This is a genomic window from Achromobacter sp. JUb104 (genome assembly GCF_024806975.1).
Classification (GTDB): domain Bacteria; phylum Pseudomonadota; class Gammaproteobacteria; order Burkholderiales; family Burkholderiaceae_B; genus Achromobacter; species Achromobacter spanius.
Genome location: NZ_JANUEY010000003.1, coordinates 156799 through 178209 on the forward strand (window position 1 = coordinate 156799; position 21411 = coordinate 178209).

Here is a 21411-nt window from a genome sequence, read left to right on the forward strand (position 1 = left end):
CTAGCCACGAAGGGGCGCGGCGAGGGGGCATATTTACTTGACGGCGGCTACGACGCGGGTGGCCGCTTCGGCCATCGTGTCGGCGCTGATGATCGGCAGGCCGGAGTCGGCCAGCATCTTCTTGCCGAGTTCTTCGTTGGTACCCTTCATGCGCACGACCAGCGGCACGTTCAGGTTGACGGCCTTGCAAGCCGCGATCACGCCTTCGGCGATGACGTCGCAGCGCATGATGCCGCCAAAGATGTTGACCAGAATGGCCTTCACGCTCTTGTTCGCGAGCATGATCTTGAACGCTTCGGTGACCTTCTCGGCCGTAGCGCCGCCGCCGACGTCCAGGAAGTTGGCCGGCTCGCCGCCGAACAGCTTGATGGTGTCCATCGTGGCCATGGCCAGACCGGCGCCGTTCACCAGGCAGCCGATGTTGCCGTCGAGCTGGATGTAGGCCAGGTCGAACTTGCTGGCTTCGATTTCAGCGGGATCTTCTTCGTCCAGGTCGCGGTAGGCGACGATTTCCGGGTGGCGGAACAGGGCGTTGGAGTCGAAGTTGAACTTGGCGTCCAGGGCGATGATGTTGCCCTTGCCGTCGCGGTTCAGCGGGTTGATTTCAACCAGCGACGCGTCGGTGTCCATGTAGCACTGATACAGCTTCTGGAACACGTCCACGGCTTGGGCGGTGGAGTCGGCGGGCAGGCCGATCGCGTTGGCGATCTTGGTGGCTTGCTCGGCGGACAGGCCGGTCAGCGGGTCGATGTATTCGGTGATGATCTTCTCGGGAGTGGAGTGAGCCACTTCCTCGATGTCCATGCCGCCTTCGCTGGAGGCGATGAAGGCGACCTTCTGCGTGGCGCGGTCAGTGACCAGCGACACGTAGTATTCCTTTTGAATGTCGGCGCCGTCTTCGATGTACAGGCGACGAACCTTCTGGCCTTCCGGGCCGGTCTGGTGCGTGATCAGCTGCATGCCCAGGATTTCCGAGGCCAGCTTGCGCACGTCGTCCAGCGAGCGCGCCAGCTTGACGCCGCCGCCCTTGCCGCGGCCGCCCGCGTGAATTTGTGCCTTGACGACCCACACCGGTCCACCCAGCTTTTCAGCGGCAGCCACGGCCTCGTCGACGGAAAGAGCGGGGATCCCGCGCGGCACCGGGATGCCAAATTGCTTCAGCAGTTCCTTGCCTTGATACTCGTGGATTTTCATGTGTTACCTGTCAGGACGTATGAGAAAGAGAAGGTGAATCGGAGGACGAATCGGCCGATGCCTCAGCGCTACCCCCGGTGTACCACTTGGGATAGTGCTCAGCCACCACCGGGCCGCCAGTGCTGAGCGCATGACAGCCATCCAATTGGAATGGACGCCGGTTCGGGTTGGGTTCCTGCCGCCGGCGGTTGGCCATGGTCTGGACCGCCGCGGTGGGAAGCACCTGCGACAGCTCGGTCATGTGCGTACAGCCCTCTACATGCCCGAACCGCTCCTTGACCTGGCGGCGGAATCCCTTGAGCAGATTCATGCCGATCAAATCAGTGTAAGCGGCCTCGATGGCCATGCAATGACCGCCATAAGGGGCCGCATCATAGACAGCCTGCGCGTCCAAAATCGAGTATTCCTCGTCGATGGTGATGCGCAAATGCATATGGTGGATGGGCTGCCCGGCCTTGAACATCTTGCCGTCGCTCTTGGGGAAATCGTACGCCTTGACGTCGATCAGCTCGGCTTCCAGGTCCCAATTACCGTCTTCGCGCGCATACGACTGCACACGTATGGAACGCGTGTGCAGCGGTTGGCGAGGGTAATCCGGCGGTGGCAAGGGCATTCTGGGGGCCTGCGGGGCGAAGATGGCCTGCGCATGGTGCGCGGCAACAAAACCTTGAAAGTATAGCGCAGGCGGCCCCGGATCAAGCGGCCGGTTTGCTGCGCGGACTTGTGTCCGTCGCCGTTTTTTCCCGCACCGCCCCCTGCAGAGCGCAAAAAAACCCCATGAGCGGCGCGGGTTGGCGCCCCCATGGGGTTCGGTTCACGCAGGCGGATCGGGGCGTGCCGGCGTCAAGCCGACTGGCGCAGCGCGCGGGCGGCTTGCACCATGCCGATCAGCGCGGCTTCCGTTTCCGGCCAGGCGCGGGTCTTCAGGCCGCAGTCCGGGTTCACCCACAGGCGTTCCTTGGGCAAGCGGGCCGCCGCCTTTTCCATCAGGCCGACCATCCAGTCCACTTCCGGCACGTTCGGCGAGTGGATGTCGTACACGCCCGGGCCGATGTCATTGGGATAGTCGAAATCTTCAAACGCCTTCAGCAGTTCCATGTTGGAGCGCGACGTTTCGATGGTGATCACGTCGGCGTCCATGGCCGCGATGGATTCGATGATGTCGTTGAACTCCGAATAGCACATGTGCGTATGGATCTGCGTCTCGTCGCGCACGCCGGCCGTCGACAGGCGGAAGCAATCCACGGCCCAGTCCAGGTAGGCCTTCCAATCGGCGCGGCGCAGCGGCAGGCCTTCGCGGATGGCCGGCTCGTCGATCTGGATGACGCTGATGCCGGCCGCTTCCAGGTCCACGACTTCGTCGCGCAGGGCCAGCGCCAGTTGGCGGCACGTCTGCTCGCGCGGCTGATCGTCACGCACGAACGACCATTGCAGGATGGTGACCGGACCGGTCAACATGCCCTTGACTGGTTTGTCGGTCAGCGACTGCGCGTACGACGACCAGCCCACCGTCATCGGCGCGGGACGGGCCACGTCGCCGAAAATGATCGGCGGCTTGACGCAGCGCGAGCCATAGCTCTGCACCCAGCCGTTCTTGGTGAAGGCAAAACCGGCCAGTAGTTCGCCGAAGTACTCGACCATGTCGTTGCGTTCGGGTTCACCATGCACCAGTACATCCAGGCCAACCTTTTCCTGGAAGCGGATGACTTCCTCGATTTCCTTGCGGATGGCCGTCTCGTAGCCGGAATCCGTCAACGCGCCCGCCTTCCAATCACGGCGCAGCGCGCGGATTTCGGCGGTTTGCGGGAAGGAGCCGATCGTGGTCGTCGGGTAGGCGGGCAGGCCCAACTGTTCTTGCTGGCGGGCAATGCGGCCGGCGAACGGCGCCCGGTCGCGCGACACGGCGGCCGCGCTGGCCATCCGTTGGCCCACGGCCGGGTTGTGAATGCGGGGCGACGAGCGGCGGGCGGCCAGCGCGGCGCGCTGCTTGATCAGGCCGTCCTGCACGGACGCATCCGTCGCGTTGTCCAGGGCGCGGCCCAGCAGGCTTAGTTCTTGGAGCTTTTGCGCGGCGAACGACAGCCAGCTCTTGAGCTCGGCGTCCAGTTCCGTCTCATTGGACAGGTCCACCGGCACGTGCAACATCGAGCACGACGGCGCCAGCCACAGGCGCTTGCCCAATTGCTGCTTGACCGGCGCCAAGGCCGCGATGGCCGCGTCCAGATCGGTGCGCCAGATATTGCGGCCGTTGATGACACCCGCGGATAGCACCTGGTCGGCACGCAGGCCGGCTACGACGTCCGCCAGTTGTTCCGGCGCGCGCACCATATCCACATGCAGGCCGGCCACGGGCAGCGACTGCACGGTAGCCAGGTTGTCCTTCAACCCGTCGAAGTAGGTGGCGACCAGCAGCTTGACCGGGCTTGCGGCCAGGGTGTCGTACACCCGCTTGAACGCATCGCGCCACGCTTGCGGCAGGTCCAGCACCAGGATGGGTTCATCGATCTGCACCCATTGCACGCCTTGTTTGGCAAACCGGGCCAGCACTTCCTGGTACACCGGCACCAAGGCGGCCAGCAGTTGCAGCTTGCCTTCGTCGGCCGCGCCACCCGCAAAGGCGTCGCCCTTGCCTTGGTACAGCCAGGTCAGCGGACCCGGGATCACCGGCTTGACGGCGTGGCCCAGCGCTTGCGCTTCCTGGATCTGCTGGAACAGGGACTCGCGAGCAATGCGGAAGGTCTGGCCAGGCACCAACTCCGGCACGATGTAGTGGTAGTTGGTATCGAACCACTTGGTCATTTCGCAAGCGGCGGCGGGCTTGCCCGACGGCGCACGGCCACGGCCCATGCGAAACAGCGTGTCCAGCGTCACGGGCTCGTTGTCCTTCTGGCCGAAGCGCGCGGGCACGGCGCCCAGCAGCGTGCTCCATTCCAGGATCTGGTCATACCAGGCAAAGTCGCCCACCGGCACGAATTCCAGGCCGGCCGCTGCTTGCAGCTTCCAATGCTTGGCGCGCAGCTCGCGGCCCGTCTCTTCCAGGGCTTCGGCGGTTTGCTTGCCCGCCCAATAGGCCTCGACAGCGCGCTTGAGTTCGCGTTGGGCGCCAATACGGGGGAATCCCAAATTATGAATCGTAGTCATGACAACACCGCCGTTAGACAAAGTTTGTTCAAGTGGCAGCCATTGTGCAGGCAAACTTATATGAATCAAAATCAATGTCTACATCCATAAGATGAGTAAACCTCATACAATTCGCACTCATCTCTTTCATGCCAGATGCCCATGCTAGAAATCCGCCATCTTGAAACGCTGTCCGCCATCCGTGACGGCGGCAGCCTGCAGGAAGCCGCCGAGCGGCTGCACCTGACCCAGTCCGCCTTGTCGCATCAGTTGCGCGACCTGGAAACCCGGCTGGGCACGCCCCTGTTGAATCGCCGCACCCGCCCCGCCCGGCTGACGACCGCGGGCTTGCGCGTCCTGGCGCTGGCCGACGAAGTCTTGCCCCGCATCCGCGCCACGGAACGCGATCTGCAACGGCTGGCGGCAGGCCGCAGCGGCCGGCTGCATCTGGCTATCGACTGCCATTCCTGCTTTCAGTGGCTGATGCCGGCGCTGGATGCCTTCCGGGTGCAATGGCCCGACGTAGCGCTGGATCTGACTGCGGCGTTCTCGTTCGCGCCCCTGCCCGCCTTGGTGCGCGGCGACCTGGATCTGGTCATCACGTCGGACCCGCAGCCGCTGGATTCGGTGGAATACCTGCCGCTGTTCAAGTACGAATTGGTGCTGGCCGTGTCGGAATCGAACCCCTTGGCCGCAAGCAAATTCATCATGCCCGAGCAGTTGGCGGACCAGACGCTCATCACCTATCCGGTGGACAAGCAGCGGCTGGACGTGTTCACCGCCTTTCTGGACCCGGCCGACGTTGAGCCGGCGGCCATCCGCAAGGCCGAACTGACGCCCATCATCGCGCAACTGGTGGCCAGCAATCGGGGCGTGGCGGCGCTGCCGAATTGGGCGCTGACCGAATACATGAATCAGGGATGGTTGCGGCTGTGCCGACTAGGGCCGCAGGGCGTCTGGCGCACGCTGTACGCCACCGTGCGCAGCGAAGACACCGATGCCTCGTACATTGATGAATTCCTGACCATCACGCGCGACGTCTGCTTCAAGACGTTGTCGGGAATCAAGTCGGCCAAGGCATAAAAAAGCCGCCTGGGCGGGCGGCGGAGTGGGCTGTGCGTCAGGCGGATCCGATCAGTCGATCAATTGCGCGGCGGATAAATTGCGCAGTTGATCAGTCGTCCTCGCCTTCGCCAAGAATGCGCCGGATCACATCGTGCGCAAACCCACGGCTGGCCAAAAAGCGCGCCTGCTTGGCATACACGGCGCGGTCTTCCGGCTTGGCGTCGAAGCGTTTTTTCCAGACTTCCAGCGCGCGGTCGTATTCGGTTGCGCGCAGTTGCTCTCGTAGCTCAGCCACCTGCGTATCGTCCACGCCATGCTGTCGCAATTCCTGCACGATGCGCGCCGCGCCTTGGCGCGATGCGCGGCGATGCACCAGGCTTTGCGCAAACCGTTCGGTAGACAGCCAACCCTCTTTTTCCAGCGCATCCAGCACGCTTTCAATTTCATCGGCGTCTTCAGCGTAGGCGGCTAATTTGCGCGCCAATTCCTCGCGCGCATGCTCGCGCCGTGACAGGTAGCCGACCGCGCGCATTTTCAGCGACGGCCCTTTGCGGGCTGGCTTGCCGTTATCTTGGGCGGAGGCTTCGTCTTCGGAACTGGAGGTACGGCTAGAGGCCCCATCAGCGGCATGATGGGAGGCCCGACCAGAGGCTAACCCCGAGGCTCGCCCAGATGCGGCGCCGATACGCGAACCGCCGCGTGCATTGCCTCGCTGTTCAGAACTGCGCTGCCAGGTGTCTGGCTCGACAGCGGGCGCCGCCGCTTCCCGTTCGCGGCGTGCGTCCGAGCTGCGCCGCAAACCTTCCGGCTTGGCGACGGTTTCAAATTCGTCATCCAACTTGGCGCGAAGACGGTCGGCTGACGCGGGGGTCGGTTTCCAGCTCATGCGCTTCCTGCTATGCAAAACGGCAGGCCCATCATGGCGCCTGCCGCGTGTGGCCGGCTAGCTAGCCGGCACAAAAGCTGCCAAAGCCGCCAGCGCAACCTGACGGACGGTGGATGGCTTATTCGGCGGTGTCTTCCACCGTGGGCACGAACTCGGCGGCGCGGCTGACGATGCCCTGGTTCTCGCGAACTCGGTTTTCGATTTCGATAGCCATGTCGCGGTGTTCTTTCAGGTATTCGCGGACGTTGTCCTTGCCCTGGCCGATGCGGTTGCCGTTGTAGCTGTACCACGCGCCGGACTTGTCGACCACTCCGGCGGCCACGCCCAAATCAATGATTTCGCCTTCGCGCGAAATGCCGGCGCCATACATGATGTCGAATTCGGCCTGCTTGAACGGCGGCGCCACCTTGTTCTTCACGACCTTGACGCGGGTTTCATTACCGACGACCTCGTCACCCTTCTTGATGGAGCCAATGCGGCGAATGTCCAGACGCACCGAGGCGTAGAACTTCAGCGCGTTGCCGCCGGTGGTGGTTTCGGGGTTGCCGAACATGACGCCGATCTTCATGCGGATCTGGTTGATGAAGATGACCATGCAGTTGGTGCGCTTGATCGTGGCGGTCAGCTTGCGCAGCGCCTGGCTCATCAGGCGGGCTTGCAGGCCCGGCAGAGAGTCGCCCATTTCGCCTTCGATTTCAGCCTTGGGCACCAGCGCCGCCACCGAGTCGATGACGATCAGGTCAACCGAACCCGAGCGCACCAGCGCGTCGGTGATTTCCAGCGCCTGTTCGCCCGTGTCCGGCTGCGAGATCAGCAGATCGGTGAGGTTCACGCCCAGCTTGTTGGCGTATTGCACGTCAAGCGCGTGTTCGGCGTCGACGAAGGCGCAGGTGCCGCCAATTTTTTGCATTTCGGCGATGACTTGCAGCGTCAGCGTCGTTTTACCGGACGATTCCGGGCCGTAAATTTCAACCACGCGGCCGCGCGGCAGGCCGCCGACGCCCAGCGCGATGTCCAGACCCAGCGAGCCCGTGGAAACCACCTGAATATCGTGCGAGACCTCGTTATCGCCGTAGCGCATGATCGAGCCCTTGCCGAACTGCTTTTCGATCTGGGAAAGCGCAGCGGCAAGCGCCTTGGCCTTTTCCGAAGCGGCGGCCTTGGTGGTTTTGTCGTCCATGTAGAGTCCTGTCTGTAACGTATCTGGTGGTTGCGGCGTCAAGAGCCTGAAACTTGAACCGCAGCGTGCTGTTTCGAATCAGGTTCAGATTATTGCATCGGATTGTACTGTACAAAAAACCAGTGTGCCAGAGTTTTCACGTATTCCCTGAGTGGGCAAGTCCCGCCCCGTGTGACAGAATCGAAGCCGACCCCGGCGTTGCCCCCCGCTGCATCTTGCAGCGCTCTCTTTTGCCGCTTCCCTTGCCGCTTCCCTTTGCAGCCCCATGCGTATCCTGATCGCCGAAGACGACAGCATTCTGGCCGACGGCCTATCCCGGTCACTGCGCCACAACGGCTACGCGGTTGACGCGGTGCGCGACGGGCTTGCCGCCGATTCGGCGCTGGCGGCCCAGGCGTTCGACCTGCTTATCCTGGATCTGGGCCTGCCGCAGTTGGCGGGCCTGGAAGTATTGCGCCGCCTTCGCGCCCGCAACTCCGCCCTGCCCGTCCTGATCCTCACGGCCGCCGACAGTATCGAGCAGCGCGTGAAAGGCCTGGACCTGGGCGCGGACGACTACATGGCCAAGCCCTTTGCCCTGTCCGAACTTGAGGCGCGCGTGCGCGCCCTGACCCGGCGCGGCGCGGGCGGCGGCGCCACGATGCTCAAGCATGGCCGGCTGCTGTTCGACCAGACCGGCCGCGTGGCCATTGTCGACGACCAGACGCTGGACCTGTCCGCGCGCGAAGTCAGCCTGCTGGAAATTCTGCTGACGCGCAGCGGCCGCATGGTCAGCAAGACGCAGTTGGTGGACCACCTGTGCGAGTGGGGCGAGGAAGTCAGCACCAACGCCATCGAAGTCTACGTGCATCGTCTGCGCAAGAAGCTCGAACCCAGCGGCGTGAAGATCGTGACCGTGCGCGGCCTGGGCTACTGTCTGGAGCGGGACCAGGGTGCCGCGTACCTCGCCAGTTGATGCCCGGCCAGAGCCACTGAATCAGGAAGCGCTGGATATCATGCAAGCCGGGTCCAAGGGCCCGAGCTTCGCGCCACCCCAGCGTTCCCTGCTGGGCGAGATCCTGGACTGGATGCTGGCGCCGCTCTTTCTGCTGTGGCCCATGAGCGTCGCCATCACTTATGTGGTTGCCCAGAACATTGCGAACGTGCCGTACGACCGCGCGCTGGCCAACAATCTGCATGTCTTGACCCGGCAGGTCCATGTGCAGGACGGCCGCGCGGTGCTGAAGATGACGGACGCCGCGCGTGACGTGTTGCGCGCGGACGAGACGGACAGCGTGTTCTGGCTGGCGCTGGGCAGCCGCGGCGAATACCTGGGTGGCGATCGCGCCCTGCCGCTGCCGGCCACCGTGGGCCAGCCACGCCCGGGCGAAGTCCAGTACGAAGACGACACCTTGCGCGGTTTCGGCGTTCGCCTGGCTTACACCTGGGTTGACCTGAACCTGCCCAACACCCAGCCCGCGCTGCTGATCGTGGCCGAGACCGTGGAAAAGCGCACGCAGTTGGCCAACGACATCATCAAGGGCGTGATCATTCCGCAGTTCGTGGTGTTGCCGATCGCGGTGCTGCTGGTGTGGTTCGGGCTGTCGCGCGGGGTGGCGCCGCTGAACGCGCTGCAGCAGCGGCTGCGTGCGCGCCGTCCCGACGACCTGTCGCCCATCGATGAACGGGCGGCGCCGTCCGAAATCGCGCCGTTGGTGGCCGCCATGAATGACCTGCTGGACCGGCTATCCGCCAACGTCCAGGCCCAGCGCCGTTTCGTGGCGGACGCCGCGCACCAATTGAAGACGCCGCTTGCCGGCCTGCGCACACAGGCCGAGCTGGCCTTGCGCGACGCCAGCCCCGAAGAGATGCAGTCCAGCCTGCGGCAGTTGGTGACGGGTTCCGAACGCGCCACCCGGCTGGTCAACCAGTTGCTGCTGCTGGCGCGCGCTGAAAACCCCAGCGCCATCGGGCTGACGCGCACGGACCTCAACGCCATTGCCTACGAACAGGCCATGCATTGGGTGCCGCAGGCGCTGTCGCTAAATACTGACCTGGGGTTCGAGGGCGCGGATGATCCCGTCTACATCAACGGCAACCCCTTGCTGCTTGCCGAACTGCTGAACAACCTGGTGGACAACGCCCTGCGCTACACGCCGCGTGGCGGCCATATCACCGTGCGCGTGCTGTGCCGTGGCGACCAGGCGCTGCTGGAAGTGGAAGATTCGGGCCCGGGCATCCCGCCAGACGAGCGCGAACGGGTATTCGACCGCTTCTACCGCGTGCTGGGCACGGCGTCAGACGGCAGCGGGCTGGGGCTGGCGATCGTGCGCGAGATTGCGCAAAAGCACAGCGCCAGCGTGCTGATCAACGATCACCCCAACCCGCATTCCGACCTGCCGGGCACGCGCATCAGCGTGGTGTTCCCGCTGTACACCGACGCGCCGGATTCGCACGAAAGCTAGGTCTGCCGCCCGCTGCGGGCCGATAGGGACTATCCCTAGCTGCGCGCGCAGAAGTTACCAATAGTTTCAATTTTAAGATTCGAGTAAGGGTTACGTCAGAACCTCGTCAGGGTTGCGCCTCAATGTGGCGTAAGGCTCGGTGTCGGTGCGTCGGCAAAGAGCTAAGCACGGCGGAAAACCGCCGGCCATAAAACGAGGAGACATCATGAGCACAACAACCATGGCAGGCCGCGGCCCTTCCGCGGAACGGCGCCCGATGACCAAGGAAGAACGCCGAGTCATCTTCGCGTCATCCTTGGGCACCGTTTTCGAGTGGTACGACTTCTACCTATACGGCTCGCTTGCAGCCATCATCGCGTTGCACTTTTTCTCGGGCGTGAACCCCACCGCGGGCTTCATCTTCGCCTTGCTGGCATTCGCCGCCGGTTTTGCCGTGCGCCCCTTTGGCGCGCTGGTGTTCGGCCGGCTGGGCGACCTGGTAGGACGTAAGTACACCTTCCTGGTCACGATCGTGATCATGGGCTTGTCTACCTTCCTCGTGGGCGTGCTGCCCAGCTACTCCAGCATCGGTCTGGCCGCTCCGGCCATCCTGATCGTGCTGCGCCTGCTGCAAGGCCTGGCGCTGGGTGGCGAATACGGCGGCGCGGCAACCTATGTTGCCGAACACGCCCCGCACGGCCGCCGCGGCTTCTACACGTCGTGGATTCAGACGACCGCTACGCTGGGCCTGTTCCTGTCGCTGCTGGTCATCCTGGGCATCCGCACGGTGATGGGCGAAGACGACTTCAAAGCCTGGGGCTGGCGCATTCCGTTCCTGATCTCGGTCGTGCTGCTGGGCATCTCGGTGTGGATCCGCCTGCAACTGAACGAATCGCCGACCTTCAAGCGCATGAAGGAAGAAGGCAAGGGTTCGAAGGCGCCGATCGCTGAATCGTTCGGCCAATGGAAGAACCTGAAGGTCGTGATCCTGGCGCTGCTGGGCCTGACCGCCGGCCAGGCCGTCGTGTGGTACACGGGTCAGTTCTACGCCCTGTTCTTCCTGACGCAAACGCTGAAGGTCGACGCCAACACGGCCAACATCATGATCGCCATCGCGCTCTTGATCGGCACGCCGTTCTTCGTGGTCTTCGGCGCACTGTCCGACAAGATCGGCCGCAAGCCCATCATCATGGCGGGCTGCCTGATCGCCGCGGCAACGTACTTCCCGATCTTCCAAGGCATCACGCACTTCGCCAACCCGGCGCTGGAAAAGGCCCAGGCCACGGCGCCCGTGACCGTGATTGCCGACCCCGGCACGTGCTCGTTCCAGTTCAACCCGGTGGGTACCTCGGCGTTCACCAGCTCTTGCGACGTCGTGAAGTCCTTCATGGCCCGCAACTCGGTGAACTACAAGAACGAAGCCGCGCCCGCTGGTTCGGTGGCCAAGGTCAAGATCGGCAACGACGAGTTCCAATCGTTCGACGGCAAGGGCATGGCTCCCGCGGACTTCAAGGCCCGGGCGGCTGAACTGGACAAGGCGCTGACCACGGCGATCCGCGGCCACGGCTATCCGGCCAAGGCGGACCCGGCGCAAACCAACTACGTCATGGTGGTGGTGCTGCTGGCGATCCTGGTGCTGTACGTGACCATGGTCTACGGTCCGATCGCGGCCATGCTGGTTGAAATGTTCCCGACCCGCATCCGCTACACCTCGATGAGCTTGCCGTACCACATCGGCAACGGCTGGTTCGGCGGCTTCCTGCCTCCGGTCGCCTTCGCGGTGGTGGCCGCCACGGGCAACATCTACGACGGCCTGTGGTATCCGATCATCATTGCAGTCATGACCCTGGTCATCGGCACGCTGTTCGTGCGCGAATCCAAGGACAACGACATCAACGCATAAACGACCATCCCCCGCCGGGCGGGACTGCTGCGCCTGCCCGGCCTTGAAAGCTCCTTATGGAGCTTTTTTTTTGCCCTGAGGCAGTGCGCGCTGCCGCTTTCAGGACGATGTCAGACCCTCGCGCTTAGACTGGCGCTTCAGATTACGGCCTTGCGCCAGATCGGCTGACGATTGATCCCCCTGTCAGACGATTGCAGGGCTAGTGTTCTGACACCGATACCGCGTTCCCCGCGAGCCTTTTATGACGCGGTATTGTGTGCTCCCGTACCGGCCCGGCCTTTATTGAGCCGGGCCGCTTTTTTTGTGCGTCTGACTTAGCGGCGCATGCCCACGCCGATGATCAGCACGCCGGCCACAATCGCGGCAATGCCGGCCCACATCGGGATCGGCACCGACTTCTCGGTTTCGGCCGTGGCCTTGACCGAACCGATCTGCAAAACGGTCTCTTCGGATTTGTAGTCAAAGCCCTTGTAGGCCAACGCTGCAATGCCCAGGACGATCAGGATCGCGCCAATGATTTTCATGTTTTTCCTCTCCGGTTCCATGTCGGTGCGCGGAAGTTAACGCATCGCCCGCCCCCTGTCAGTGACAGAACGTGTCCCCTGTCGCAAGCGTATTGCACCACTTCGGCAAACCGTCCGCGTCGTATAGAATCAACCCTTTTGGCCGACGCTCATGTGGTTCAAAAACCTCAAGATTTACCGCCTTTCCTCGCCGTGGACTCTCGTTGGCGATCAGCTTGAAGAAACGCTTGCGCGCCACGCCTACCAAGCGGGCAACAACCTTGAAATGCAAAGCCTGGGCTGGGTGCCGCCGCGCGAAAACGGTGGGCTTGCCCACGTCGTGAACGGCCAGATCCTGCTTAGCCTGCGCGCGGAAAAGAAGCTGCTGCCGGGCACAGTCGTGAACCAGGTCGCCAAGGCGCGCGCCCAGGAAATCGAAGAGCAGCAAGGCTACAAGCCGGGCCGCAAGCAAATGAAGGAAATCAAGGAGCGCGTCACCGACGAACTGCTGCCGCGTGCCTTCAGCGTCTACCGCGACACGCGCGTCTGGATCGACCCGCAAAACCACTGGCTGGTCATCGACGCTGCCGCATCCGCCAAAGCGGACGAAGTCATCGGCCTGCTGGCCAAGTGCGTGGATCCGTTCCCGCTTGAAAACCTGTACGTGGCGCAGTCGCCCGCGTCCGCCATGACGGGCTGGCTGGCTGAAGACGAGGCCCCCTCGAACTTCAGCATCGACCAGGACACCGAACTACGTTCGTCCGGCGAAAGCGGCGCGGCCATCCGCTACGTCAAGCATTCCATCGACGCCGACGACGTGCGCCGCCACATCCAGTCGGGCAAGCAGTGCACCCGCCTGGCCATGACGTGGGCCGACCGCATCTCGTTTGTCCTTACCGAAGGCCTGGACGTCAAGCGCGTGTCGCCGCTGGACGTGCTGAAAGAAGGCAACGAAGGCGTAGCCACCAACGATGATGAAAAGTTCGATTCCGACATGATGCTGATGACGGGCGAACTGGCCAAGATGATGGCCGAGTTGGTGGATGCGCTGGGGGGCGAGAAAAAGATTTGATGGGGTCGGTTGATTGATGGGTTGCGCGCGTTGAGGTGCTGGCTTTCTTGCATCAGGCTTCTCGCGCTTCACCCATCCTACGTTCGCCATCATTTCCGCATCGGTGCCGCATTATTTTTCCGCATCGGTGCGGCATTATTTGTCCGCATCGGTGCCGCATTTTTTGCCATCGGTGCCACGTCGTTTTCGGCATCAGTGCCGCGTCGTGTTCCGCGTCGGTGCCGCGTCGTTGCGGCACCGTGTAGTACCGCTCGGTCAGGCGGCCACGCTGCGGTCGCGGCCGGCTAGTTTGGCTTGGTACAGGGCCTTGTCGGCGCGGTCGATCAGATAGGCGTAGTCGGGATGGCCGTCGAAGGTGGCCACGCCGATGCTGGCCGTGATGCGCAGGGCGCCAACCTCCGGGATCGTGAAATCGTGGCGGCGGATCTCGGCGCCCAACTTCTGGGCGGCTGCCAGCGCGGCCTCCTGGCCCGTATCCACCAACACCACCAGAAACTCTTCGCCGCCATAGCGGAACACGAAGTCGCTGGACCGGCATGATTGGTGCACCACTTCGGCAAATTGACGCAGCACGTGATCACCACCCGAATGCCCGTGCGCGTCGTTGATGGCCTTGAAATGGTCGATATCCAGCAGCAGCACCGAAAAGCGGCTGCCCTGCCGGCTGGAGATGGAAATCTCGCGCCCGATCACCGACGGTAGAAAGCGCCGGTTCAGCACATTGGTCAGCGGGTCGCTGCCGCTTTCAATCTCGGCCACCATGTCGAACAAGCCGTTGAGCAGATGCTTGATGCGCGCCACCAATTCCTGCAGTTCGCGCACCTGGTCGGGCAAGGAAAGCTGACGCTCGCGGTCGTCCATCATCAGGCTTGGCAACACCACGTCGTCCAAGCGCATGACCGCCTCGGTAATCTGGCCCAACGCGGGCGCGCTCTCGAACAGCACGCCGCCCTTGTGCTGCAACCACAAGCCGAACTCCGATGCCGCCAGCCTGGGCAAGGCCTGTTCGGGTGCGCGGTAATGCAGCCCGATCAACACCGCCTGGCTCCATTCCAGCAACGCCGCGCGCTGGCGTTCACGCTCGGTGGAAATGTTCTGCCCCAGCGCGAACAGTCGGTAAGCCTCATCGTTGCGCGCGCCGCGATTGATGTCGCGCATGAAGGCGCGGCTCATCTGCTCGATGGCCAGGTCAAAGAGATTACAGACGTACTGCGTGGCGATGGACGCGGCCGTGCCGTCCAGGTCGCTTGCGCGCAGACGCTCGGCAATTTCATTCTTCAGCACGCGCGCGCCCGCCATCACCAGATGAATTGGGATATGGACGCGGGCGTGCACCTCGCCCACCTTTTTCTGCGTGGCCATCAAGGCCACAATGTCACCCTGGTCACGCACGCAAAGCAAACCAAGAAGCCAGTGCTTCATGCCCTTGTGCAGCCGCGTCGAAACGATGTCATGCGACAGGCGCGGCCCGGCTTCAGCGTCCGCCAGCAAGGTGGAATAGAAGGCATCCACCAGTTCCTTGGCGCTGTCGCCCACCACGGCAGCCACTTGGCCGCGCGTATAAGCGTCCACCGATTGATAGACCGCTTCCCAGGCTTGCGCGTTCGACGCGCTCAGGTAGCACGCCTGATCGGCGCTGCTTGCCCACGCCGGCAATGCGCTCTTGCTTGAAGACATAAGATCATCCGCCCCAAAAACGCCGCGCGTGTCTCGGAACGACACGCGACGGAAAAACCAGCGCGGATTATGCGCCAAAAGAAAGTGGGCCCCTGCCGGGGCCCACGCTCATAGGGCAAGTGCCGCTTATTCCAGGCCGTGGAAGACGGAATCGTCCGGGCCGACGTGCGACGGATGTTGCCAGGTCACATCACGCAGCGAATGCTGCACCAGGCCTTCAACGCCCAGCAGCACCGCGAAGATTGCCATGCGAATGGGGATGCCGTTGTCGGTCTGGCGGAAGATGGCCAGGCGCGGATCGTGGTTCAGGTCCACGCTGAGGTCGTTGGCGCCCGGGCGGCTATCGCGCGGCAGCGGGTGCATCACGATGGTTTCGGGGCTGCAATACGCATCGATGATGGCGCGGTTGATCTGGAAGTCGGGCGTGTAGCCTTCGTTCTCTTCGTTGGCGAAGCGCTCTTTCTGCACGCGCGTCGCATAGATCACGTCCGCGCCCGCCAGGCCTTCCGCCAGCGAGGTCTTCTGTTCGATGATGTTGCCGTTGCGGCTTGCCTGCTCAATGATGTAGCTGGGCATCTCCAGCCCCTTGGGCGACACGAGCGAGAACTTCACGTTCTTGTACAGCGCCATCAGCTTGATCAGCGAGTGCACGGTACGGCCGTATTTCAGGTCGCCGACCATGGCGATATGCGCGCCATCCAGCAACTTACCCAGGCGCGAGAACTCGGTCAGGATCGTGTACAGATCCAGCAGTGCCTGGCTGGGGTGTTCACCCGGGCCGTCGCCGCCGTTGACCACGGGAATATTGGTGGCGCGCGCGAATTCCGCAACCGAGCCTTGCTCGGGATGGCGGATCACCATGGCATCCACATAGCCGCTCATGACGCGGCTGGTGTCGTAGATGGATTCGCCCTTGGCCATGGAAGAAAACGTGAAGCCCGTCGTGTCGCACACCGAGCCGCCCAGGCGGCAGAACGCCGACCCGAAGCTGACTCGCGTACGAGTGCTGGCTTCGAAGAACAGGTTGCCCAGCACGGCGCCTTCCAGCACGCGCGATACCTTCTGGCGGCGCGCAATGGGTTGCATCATGTCGGCAACGCGGAACAGGTCTTCGACCGATTCGCGGGTGAACTGATCCACCGACAACAGTTGATTCTTGCCTTCCACCGCGATCCGCTCACGCAGCGGGCCGTCTTGTACGCTTTGCGTATATTTTTCCAGCAGCACCCCGTTTTGCACGATTTCGCTGACGAAACGCTGCACCACTTCCGGCATGGCGCGGAATTCCTGCGAGCCTTCGGGCAACAACCAGGTGTCCAACGCTCTACGTTTCACGCCGATCCGGGTAGCGAACACGTCGCGCGTCAGGTTCAGGCGGCGCATGGCGTCGCGCAGGAAAGCTTGCTGGGAAATGGTCATGACGGAGCCTCAAGGCAAGAGGGTTTATATACGCACCGCGCATATTATTCCCAGCGCAAGTGCAAGTCCAACACTTTTGCGCACAAGGGTTTACCCTTGAACTTCGCTGCCAGCCGTTAGCGACTGGCGTAAGACGTCGTCTGCTGGGCCTCGGGTGCCGCCTGCCCCAGCGCGAACCAGCACGCGGCACAGAACGCCAGGGCACTGAACAGATAGCAAACCATGGCCAGCAATTGGGTGGGCCAATGGCCGCGCGTCAGGTGGCCCGTGTAGCCTTGCCGCAACAAACTGACCTGTGCCAGATAGGCAAACAGCAACCCCAGGCAGGACGACAACAACCCGACCAGGAAAAGTGCCAGCGGCAATTGCAGGTCAGGCGCGGCGATGTCGCCGCCCACGATCCCCAGCGAGAAGGCCACCAAGACCAAGGCGGCGCCGCCGTTCAGCCAGGCAAGAAACCGGAACCCGCCCGCCAGCAGCGAAAAAGACATCCCCGATGAACGGATCTGCTGAGCGCGCGGGTCCATATATCAGCTGCCGTCGGCGGCGCGGCAAGCCGGTGTCGCGGTCTGGATCGAGGTACGCACCGCGGCGATCTCGGCCTTGTCCCAGCGCCCCTCGCCCAGCACCGTCACCGTGACCTTGGACTTGGCCGGGCCGTCGGCCTCGGCGGAAATCAATTCAAGCACCGTGGCGGGCTCGCCAACCTTGTACACCTGGATTTCGTCGGGGGCGCCCTTCTCGCCCAAGACGTGGCGCCATGCATAGGCCACGCCATAGGGATGCTTCACGTTCATGTGGCAGGTACGCACGTATTCACCACCACGGCGGAAGGCGGCTTGGTAGTTGGTGTCGACGCTGAAGGTCTCTTTCTGCACGGCCTCGGATTCGTAAACACCCTTGCTCGCGCAGCCGGCCAACACCACCGCCAGCGTTACACCCACCCATACTGACTTGCGCATGATTCTTCCCGCATTGAAATTCGGACTTCTGCGATTATGCCAGCGGCGCAAAAAGGCCACGCGGGAAATGCCAGGGCATTTCCCGCGTGGCCTCAAGCGGCCTGATCAATGTCAGGGCGCGCCGCCTTACTTCGCAGCGCCTTCGATCTTCTCACCGCCTCGCTGGATATCCTTGCCGGCGCCCGCAACAGTATTGCAGCCCGCCGAAAGTGCGGCGATCGAAAGCAGCATGACGAAAACAACCTTGTGTTTCATATACATCTCCTGTCTGGGCGTGAAAACCGAAGCCAGCATACCGCAAAGAATCCCGATTGCGCACCACCCGGAACACAAACCCCGTAACCGCCCTTACTCGGCCGTGACATCCCCAGCCCGCCTGGGTTGTCGCGTATTTGCCGCCAATGGATTAGGATTCGCAAATGAACCGAAAACCCGTATCACACAACGCTGGCGCCGCCGTTGAAGGCTGGGGCTGGGAACAGCCGCGATGCCGCGGCCAAGCGGCATTGGCGCTGTTTATCGATGATTTGCACCGAATCCTGCAAGCCCATGCCGCCGGCAGGCTTGCAGACAGCAGCACGCTGGTTGACGCCCAAGAGCAGGTGGACGAGTTGCTTGCCCGCTATAACGAGATCAACGCCGCGCCCGAGATTTTCCTGGGCCAGACGGTTGAACTGAAAGAAGGCGTAGACCGCAATGGCGTGTCCCATACGGTGCCTATCTTTTCTGCCCGCCTCAAGCAATCGCTTGTGTCGATGCTGGGCCAAAGCCCCGGTTGACCCGCTTTTGTCACGCGATTGAAGGCCGATTGAAATCCAGACCAGCTCTTAGGAGACCCGCAATGAATTCAGACAACGTCGTAGAGTTTCTCCGCTTGCTGTCCCTGGACGTTACGCTGGGCGCGGCCGCCCAGCATGCCGCGGGCCAGGCGGATGCACCTCTGGCCCTGGCGCGCTTGGCCACGGCACACGGCTTGCCTTGCAGCGCCTCTGATTGGTCTTCCTTTGCCCGCGGTTGCCTGGATTCTTCCTCCGCCACGCTGACGGACGCCGGCCCCGCCGACGCCATCGTTTGGCAACTGGTGCAAGATCCCGCGCACGGCACCGGCATTCCCGCCAGCGCCATCACCCGCGTGATCGGCATCATCACTCAGCCGGAAGATGGCGCCACCCCCGTGGTGGGCCATGTGGTGGGTGACCTTGCGCCGCGCCCGCCGCTGGGCATGGCGCCCTACCCGTCCGGGTCCTGAACGTTACTGCCGAGGCGAACCTTCGCGCGGGCCATTCAAATAATCCAGCACGCCTTTGGCAACCACCACACCGCTGGCCATACAGGCTGTCAACAGGTAGCCGCCGGTAGGCGCCTCCCAATCCAGCATCTCGCCGGCGCAGAACACGCCGGGGGCCGATTGCAACATCAGCGCATCCGTCACCGCGCTGAATGACACGCCCCCCGCCGTGCTGATGGCTTCGTCCATCGGACGCGCGCGCAACAGCGTCACGGGCAAAGCCTTGATTCGCAAGGCCAATCGCGCCGGGTCCTTGAAATCTTCGGCCGATGCGCATTCGCGCAGCAGCCCCGCCTTGACCCCCGTCAGCCCCATTCGGCTTTGCAAATGGCTGGACATGGAGCGCGCGCCACGAGGATGCGTGACGGCTGCCATGACCTTGTCTTGCGTCCAGTCCGGCGCCAGGTCCAGCATCGCCACCGCGCGGCCTTCCGCGTCGATCCGGTCGCGCAAGGCCGCCGACAAGGCATACACCAGACTGCCCTCGATGCCCGTTTCCGACACCACGAATTCGCCTTGGCGAGGCCGCACGCCGCTAGACCGCGCGTCGCTGGGCCGCGCGCCGCTGGGCCGCGCGTCGCTGGTTTCGCCGGCGCAGGACATGGCCACCGACTTCACCGGCTGGCCCGCGTAACGCTCGGAAAAATGCGGCGACCACGCGACGTCGAAGCCGCAATTGGCGGGCCGTAGCGGCGCTACCTCGATACCGTGCGCCTGCAACCCGGTCACCCATGCGCCGTCCGACCCCAGCTTGGCCCAGCTTCCTCCCCCCAAGGCCAGTACCACGGCATCCGCCTCCTTCGTGATCATGCCTTCCGGCGTCTCGAAGCGCAGCGCCGCCGGCTCAACCGCGCCCCCTTGCGGCCAGCCCAGCCACCGGTGCCGCATGTGAAACCGGACACCGCTGGCGCGCAATCTTGCCAACCAGGCGCGCAGCAAGGGCGCGGCTTTCATTTCCTGAGGAAAGACACGCCCCGAAGACCCCACGAACGTGTCGATGCCCAACTGGTGCGCCCAATCCCGCAGCGCCGTCGCATCCATCGCTTGCAACCAAGGGGCAAGCTGCGCGGCCCGCTCGCCATAGCGCGCCAGGAACGGCGCCGCGGCTTCGCTATGTGTCAGGTTCAGCCCGCCCCGACCCGCCATCAGGAATTTGCGTCCGACCGAGGGCATGGCGTCGAACACGTCAACCTGCAAGCCTTCAGCGGCCAATCGTTCCGCCGCCATCAGGCCGGCCGGGCCGCCGCCGATGACGGCAACGCAAAGAGCATTGCGCGACGTCGGGGCGGTCATTGCACCAGGCCCGTCAGAACGGGAAGAGATTTGGGTAGGGGACAAGGCATGAGGGCACACGGTTTGATCAAGAGCGGCGAGAAGCGGCAAAAAAAACATGCCGCGCGCAGCGGGGAAGAATTGTCGCACGGGCCCTGCGAACAGGGCGCTCAACGCCCCCACCAGACCTACCCATCGACAAGAAAAAGGCCTGGCGCCGGCCAATGATTGACCGCAGGCGCCAAGCCTTTGTTATGCAAGGATAATTCCGACATGCGCAGAGCCTATCCCAAGGCTTGTCCACAGTCGCTGTGGGTAACTTCCGGCCCTAACTTCCGATTTCAGGCGTTGCCTGCCGCCTGCATGGGTCCCGACCACGGCTCCGCGTCCATTTCGAAACGCAGCTCTTGGTACTCGCCGTCCACCCCCACGGAACGCAGCAAGCCCGCGCCCATGGCTTGCCCCAGCGCGCGGCGGCACAGGGTTTCGGGATCGTCGGGCAGGGATTGAAAGACGCCGTCGGGAATGCGCAAGCGCAGCAGTGCCTGGGGATCACCGCGTTCCGCGGGCCGGCCGATATGGATGTGGGCGGGGTAGCCGTGCGGGCACCAGATGCCTACGTGGTACTTGCCTTCAGCGCCGGTGTCGGCGACAAAGCCGGGATGATCGTATTTTGCTGTACCCATGGACCCTCCTCCTGTGCGGCAACCTAGCGCGCGTGGCCCATGGTAGCTCAGGGTTGCGGCGCTGTGCAGGCAGGAACATCCGGGAAACTCCGGACTGGAAGATTGGGTTGACCCAGGGCAAGTCCGGACGAAAAAAGGGAAACCCGAAGGGAAATCCAAAAAGGACAAGCCAGACGCAAAAAAGCCGCGATAAAAATCGCGGCTTTTTCTTGAAACTGGTTGCGGGGGCAGGATTTGAACCTACGACCTTCGGGTTATGAGCCCGACGAGCTGCCAGACTGCTCCACCCCGCGTCTGATGTGATGAATCATACACCATTATGAAATCTTGTGCAGCGCACCCAGCCCTTTATTCGAAGATTTAGGCACTTTCAGGCGAAATATTTTCGTGACCGCCCTCAAAATGCGGCTAATTGGGTCCGGAACATCCAGGCAAATGACGTCGGCGGCGTCGATGGCCGTGATGCGCACCACGCCCCCGTCAACGACTGCGTGCGCTTCGCCGGCATTCATCCGCACCGCGACCGGCAAAGGCAGGCGGCCCGTGGCTTCCGCGCCGGCGGCGGGTTCTTCCAGGCGCACGCTGCCCGCCACGCAGATTAGGGTTGCACCGGCGCGCAGGGCAAAGACTCGGGATGCGCCGGGCGCGATATCCAGGCGGCGGGACGGACCTTCGGGGTACATATCGGCTTGCATGATGATCTCCAATCGGACACTGACAGGCTACGCGGGCGCTGCTTTGCGCAACAGCCACAATCCCGC

21 protein-coding genes and 1 tRNA gene are annotated in these 21411 nt (G+C 63.2%); 7 read left to right on the plus strand and 15 right to left on the minus strand.

Annotation, left to right across the window (positions count from 1 at the left end):
- Positions 1-33 precede the first annotated feature (33 nt).
- The 3 genes from sucC to metE all read right to left on the minus strand — a co-directional run bounded on the left by sucC (position 34) and on the right by metE (position 4335).
- Positions 34-1194, minus strand: coding sequence for an ADP-forming succinate--CoA ligase subunit beta (sucC, locus tag M2361_RS21215; RefSeq protein WP_100857097.1), 1161 nt, complete (start codon positions 1192-1194; stop codon positions 34-36).
- Between the two features lie 10 nt (positions 1195-1204).
- Positions 1205-1807, minus strand: a complete 603-nt coding sequence (locus M2361_RS21220; protein WP_100857098.1) for a DUF2889 domain-containing protein — start codon at positions 1805-1807, stop codon at positions 1205-1207.
- A 230-nt stretch (positions 1808-2037) separates the two neighbouring features.
- A complete protein-coding gene (gene metE, locus M2361_RS21225; RefSeq protein WP_259251665.1) occupies positions 2038-4335 on the minus strand; it encodes a 5-methyltetrahydropteroyltriglutamate--homocysteine S-methyltransferase in 2298 nt (765 codons plus the stop codon).
- Between the two features lie 141 nt (positions 4336-4476).
- Here metE and M2361_RS21230 point away from each other — a divergent pair, with 141 nt between their 5' ends.
- Positions 4477-5397 carry a LysR family transcriptional regulator gene (locus M2361_RS21230; RefSeq protein ID WP_259251666.1) on the plus strand — a complete coding sequence of 307 codons (921 nt, stop codon included), beginning with the start codon at positions 4477-4479 and terminating at the stop codon, positions 5395-5397.
- 91 nt (positions 5398-5488) lie between these two features.
- Here M2361_RS21230 and recX read toward each other — a convergent pair whose 3' ends face one another.
- Together recX and recA are read right to left on the minus strand one after the other, a co-directional pair.
- Positions 5489-6265, minus strand: coding sequence for a recombination regulator RecX (gene recX, locus M2361_RS21235; RefSeq protein ID WP_259251667.1), 777 nt, complete (start codon positions 6263-6265; stop codon positions 5489-5491).
- A 118-nt stretch (positions 6266-6383) separates the two neighbouring features.
- The gene (gene recA, locus M2361_RS21240) at positions 6384-7445 is read right to left on the minus strand and encodes a recombinase RecA (RefSeq protein ID WP_100857102.1); all 1062 of its coding nucleotides are present in this window, start codon (positions 7443-7445) and stop codon (positions 6384-6386) included.
- A gap of 265 nt (positions 7446-7710) precedes the next feature.
- Between recA and M2361_RS21245 the strand changes: the two genes are divergently transcribed.
- From M2361_RS21245 to M2361_RS21255, 3 genes are all read left to right on the plus strand, one after another.
- Entirely contained in the window at positions 7711-8400 is a 690-nt protein-coding gene (locus M2361_RS21245) for a response regulator transcription factor (RefSeq protein WP_006218337.1), read from the plus strand.
- Between the two features lie 112 nt (positions 8401-8512).
- Positions 8513-9889: a sensor histidine kinase gene (locus M2361_RS21250; protein WP_259252636.1), complete on the plus strand. Its 1377-nt coding sequence runs from the start codon at positions 8513-8515 to the stop codon at positions 9887-9889.
- 220 nt (positions 9890-10109) lie between these two features.
- On the plus strand, positions 10110-11771 hold the full coding sequence (locus M2361_RS21255) for an MFS transporter (protein WP_167401151.1): 1662 nt from the start codon (positions 10110-10112) through the stop codon (positions 11769-11771).
- A gap of 314 nt (positions 11772-12085) precedes the next feature.
- On the opposite strand, the gene M2361_RS21260 is transcribed toward M2361_RS21255, so the two are convergent.
- A complete protein-coding gene (locus tag M2361_RS21260; protein ID WP_259251669.1) occupies positions 12086-12295 on the minus strand; it encodes a hypothetical protein in 210 nt (69 codons plus the stop codon).
- 151 nt (positions 12296-12446) lie between these two features.
- Here M2361_RS21260 and M2361_RS21265 point away from each other — a divergent pair, with 151 nt between their 5' ends.
- Positions 12447-13346: a recombination-associated protein RdgC gene (locus M2361_RS21265; protein ID WP_259251670.1), complete on the plus strand. Its 900-nt coding sequence runs from the start codon at positions 12447-12449 to the stop codon at positions 13344-13346.
- A gap of 255 nt (positions 13347-13601) precedes the next feature.
- Here M2361_RS21265 and M2361_RS21270 read toward each other — a convergent pair whose 3' ends face one another.
- The 5 genes from M2361_RS21270 to M2361_RS21290 form a co-directional block, all read right to left on the minus strand.
- The gene (locus M2361_RS21270; RefSeq protein WP_259251671.1) at positions 13602-15023 is read right to left on the minus strand and encodes a diguanylate cyclase; all 1422 of its coding nucleotides are present in this window, start codon (positions 15021-15023) and stop codon (positions 13602-13604) included.
- Positions 15024-15149: 126 nt separating this feature from the next.
- Positions 15150-16442, minus strand: coding sequence for an aspartate carbamoyltransferase (locus M2361_RS21275; protein ID WP_046802818.1), 1293 nt, complete (start codon positions 16440-16442; stop codon positions 15150-15152).
- 116 nt (positions 16443-16558) lie between these two features.
- The gene (locus tag M2361_RS21280; RefSeq protein WP_259251672.1) at positions 16559-16969 is read right to left on the minus strand and encodes a hypothetical protein; all 411 of its coding nucleotides are present in this window, start codon (positions 16967-16969) and stop codon (positions 16559-16561) included.
- Positions 16970-16972: 3 nt separating this feature from the next.
- On the minus strand, positions 16973-17404 hold the full coding sequence (locus tag M2361_RS21285; RefSeq protein ID WP_259251673.1) for a BPTD_2524 family lipoprotein: 432 nt from the start codon (positions 17402-17404) through the stop codon (positions 16973-16975).
- Positions 17405-17530: 126 nt separating this feature from the next.
- Complete coding sequence (locus M2361_RS21290) at positions 17531-17659, minus strand: entericidin A/B family lipoprotein (protein WP_100857109.1); 129 nt, start codon at positions 17657-17659, stop codon at positions 17531-17533.
- A gap of 164 nt (positions 17660-17823) precedes the next feature.
- Here M2361_RS21290 and M2361_RS21295 point away from each other — a divergent pair, with 164 nt between their 5' ends.
- Positions 17824-18183 (plus strand): hypothetical protein, encoded by a 360-nt coding sequence (locus tag M2361_RS21295; protein WP_259251674.1) that lies wholly within the window; start codon positions 17824-17826, stop codon positions 18181-18183.
- A gap of 62 nt (positions 18184-18245) precedes the next feature.
- Positions 18246-18653 (plus strand): hypothetical protein, encoded by a 408-nt coding sequence (locus tag M2361_RS21300; RefSeq protein ID WP_259251675.1) that lies wholly within the window; start codon positions 18246-18248, stop codon positions 18651-18653.
- 3 nt (positions 18654-18656) lie between these two features.
- Here the strand turns inward: M2361_RS21300 and M2361_RS21305 are convergent, their stop codons facing one another.
- From M2361_RS21305 to M2361_RS21320, 4 genes are all read right to left on the minus strand, one after another.
- Positions 18657-19985, minus strand: coding sequence for a TIGR03862 family flavoprotein (locus M2361_RS21305; protein WP_259251676.1), 1329 nt, complete (start codon positions 19983-19985; stop codon positions 18657-18659).
- Between the two features lie 320 nt (positions 19986-20305).
- The gene (locus M2361_RS21310) at positions 20306-20650 is read right to left on the minus strand and encodes a hypothetical protein (protein WP_100857113.1); all 345 of its coding nucleotides are present in this window, start codon (positions 20648-20650) and stop codon (positions 20306-20308) included.
- Positions 20651-20866: 216 nt separating this feature from the next.
- Positions 20867-20943 (minus strand) — tRNA-Met (locus M2361_RS21315).
- Between the two features lie 24 nt (positions 20944-20967).
- Positions 20968-21345, minus strand: coding sequence for a hypothetical protein (locus M2361_RS21320; RefSeq protein WP_259251677.1), 378 nt, complete (start codon positions 21343-21345; stop codon positions 20968-20970).
- Between the last annotated feature and the right edge of the window lie 66 nt (positions 21346-21411).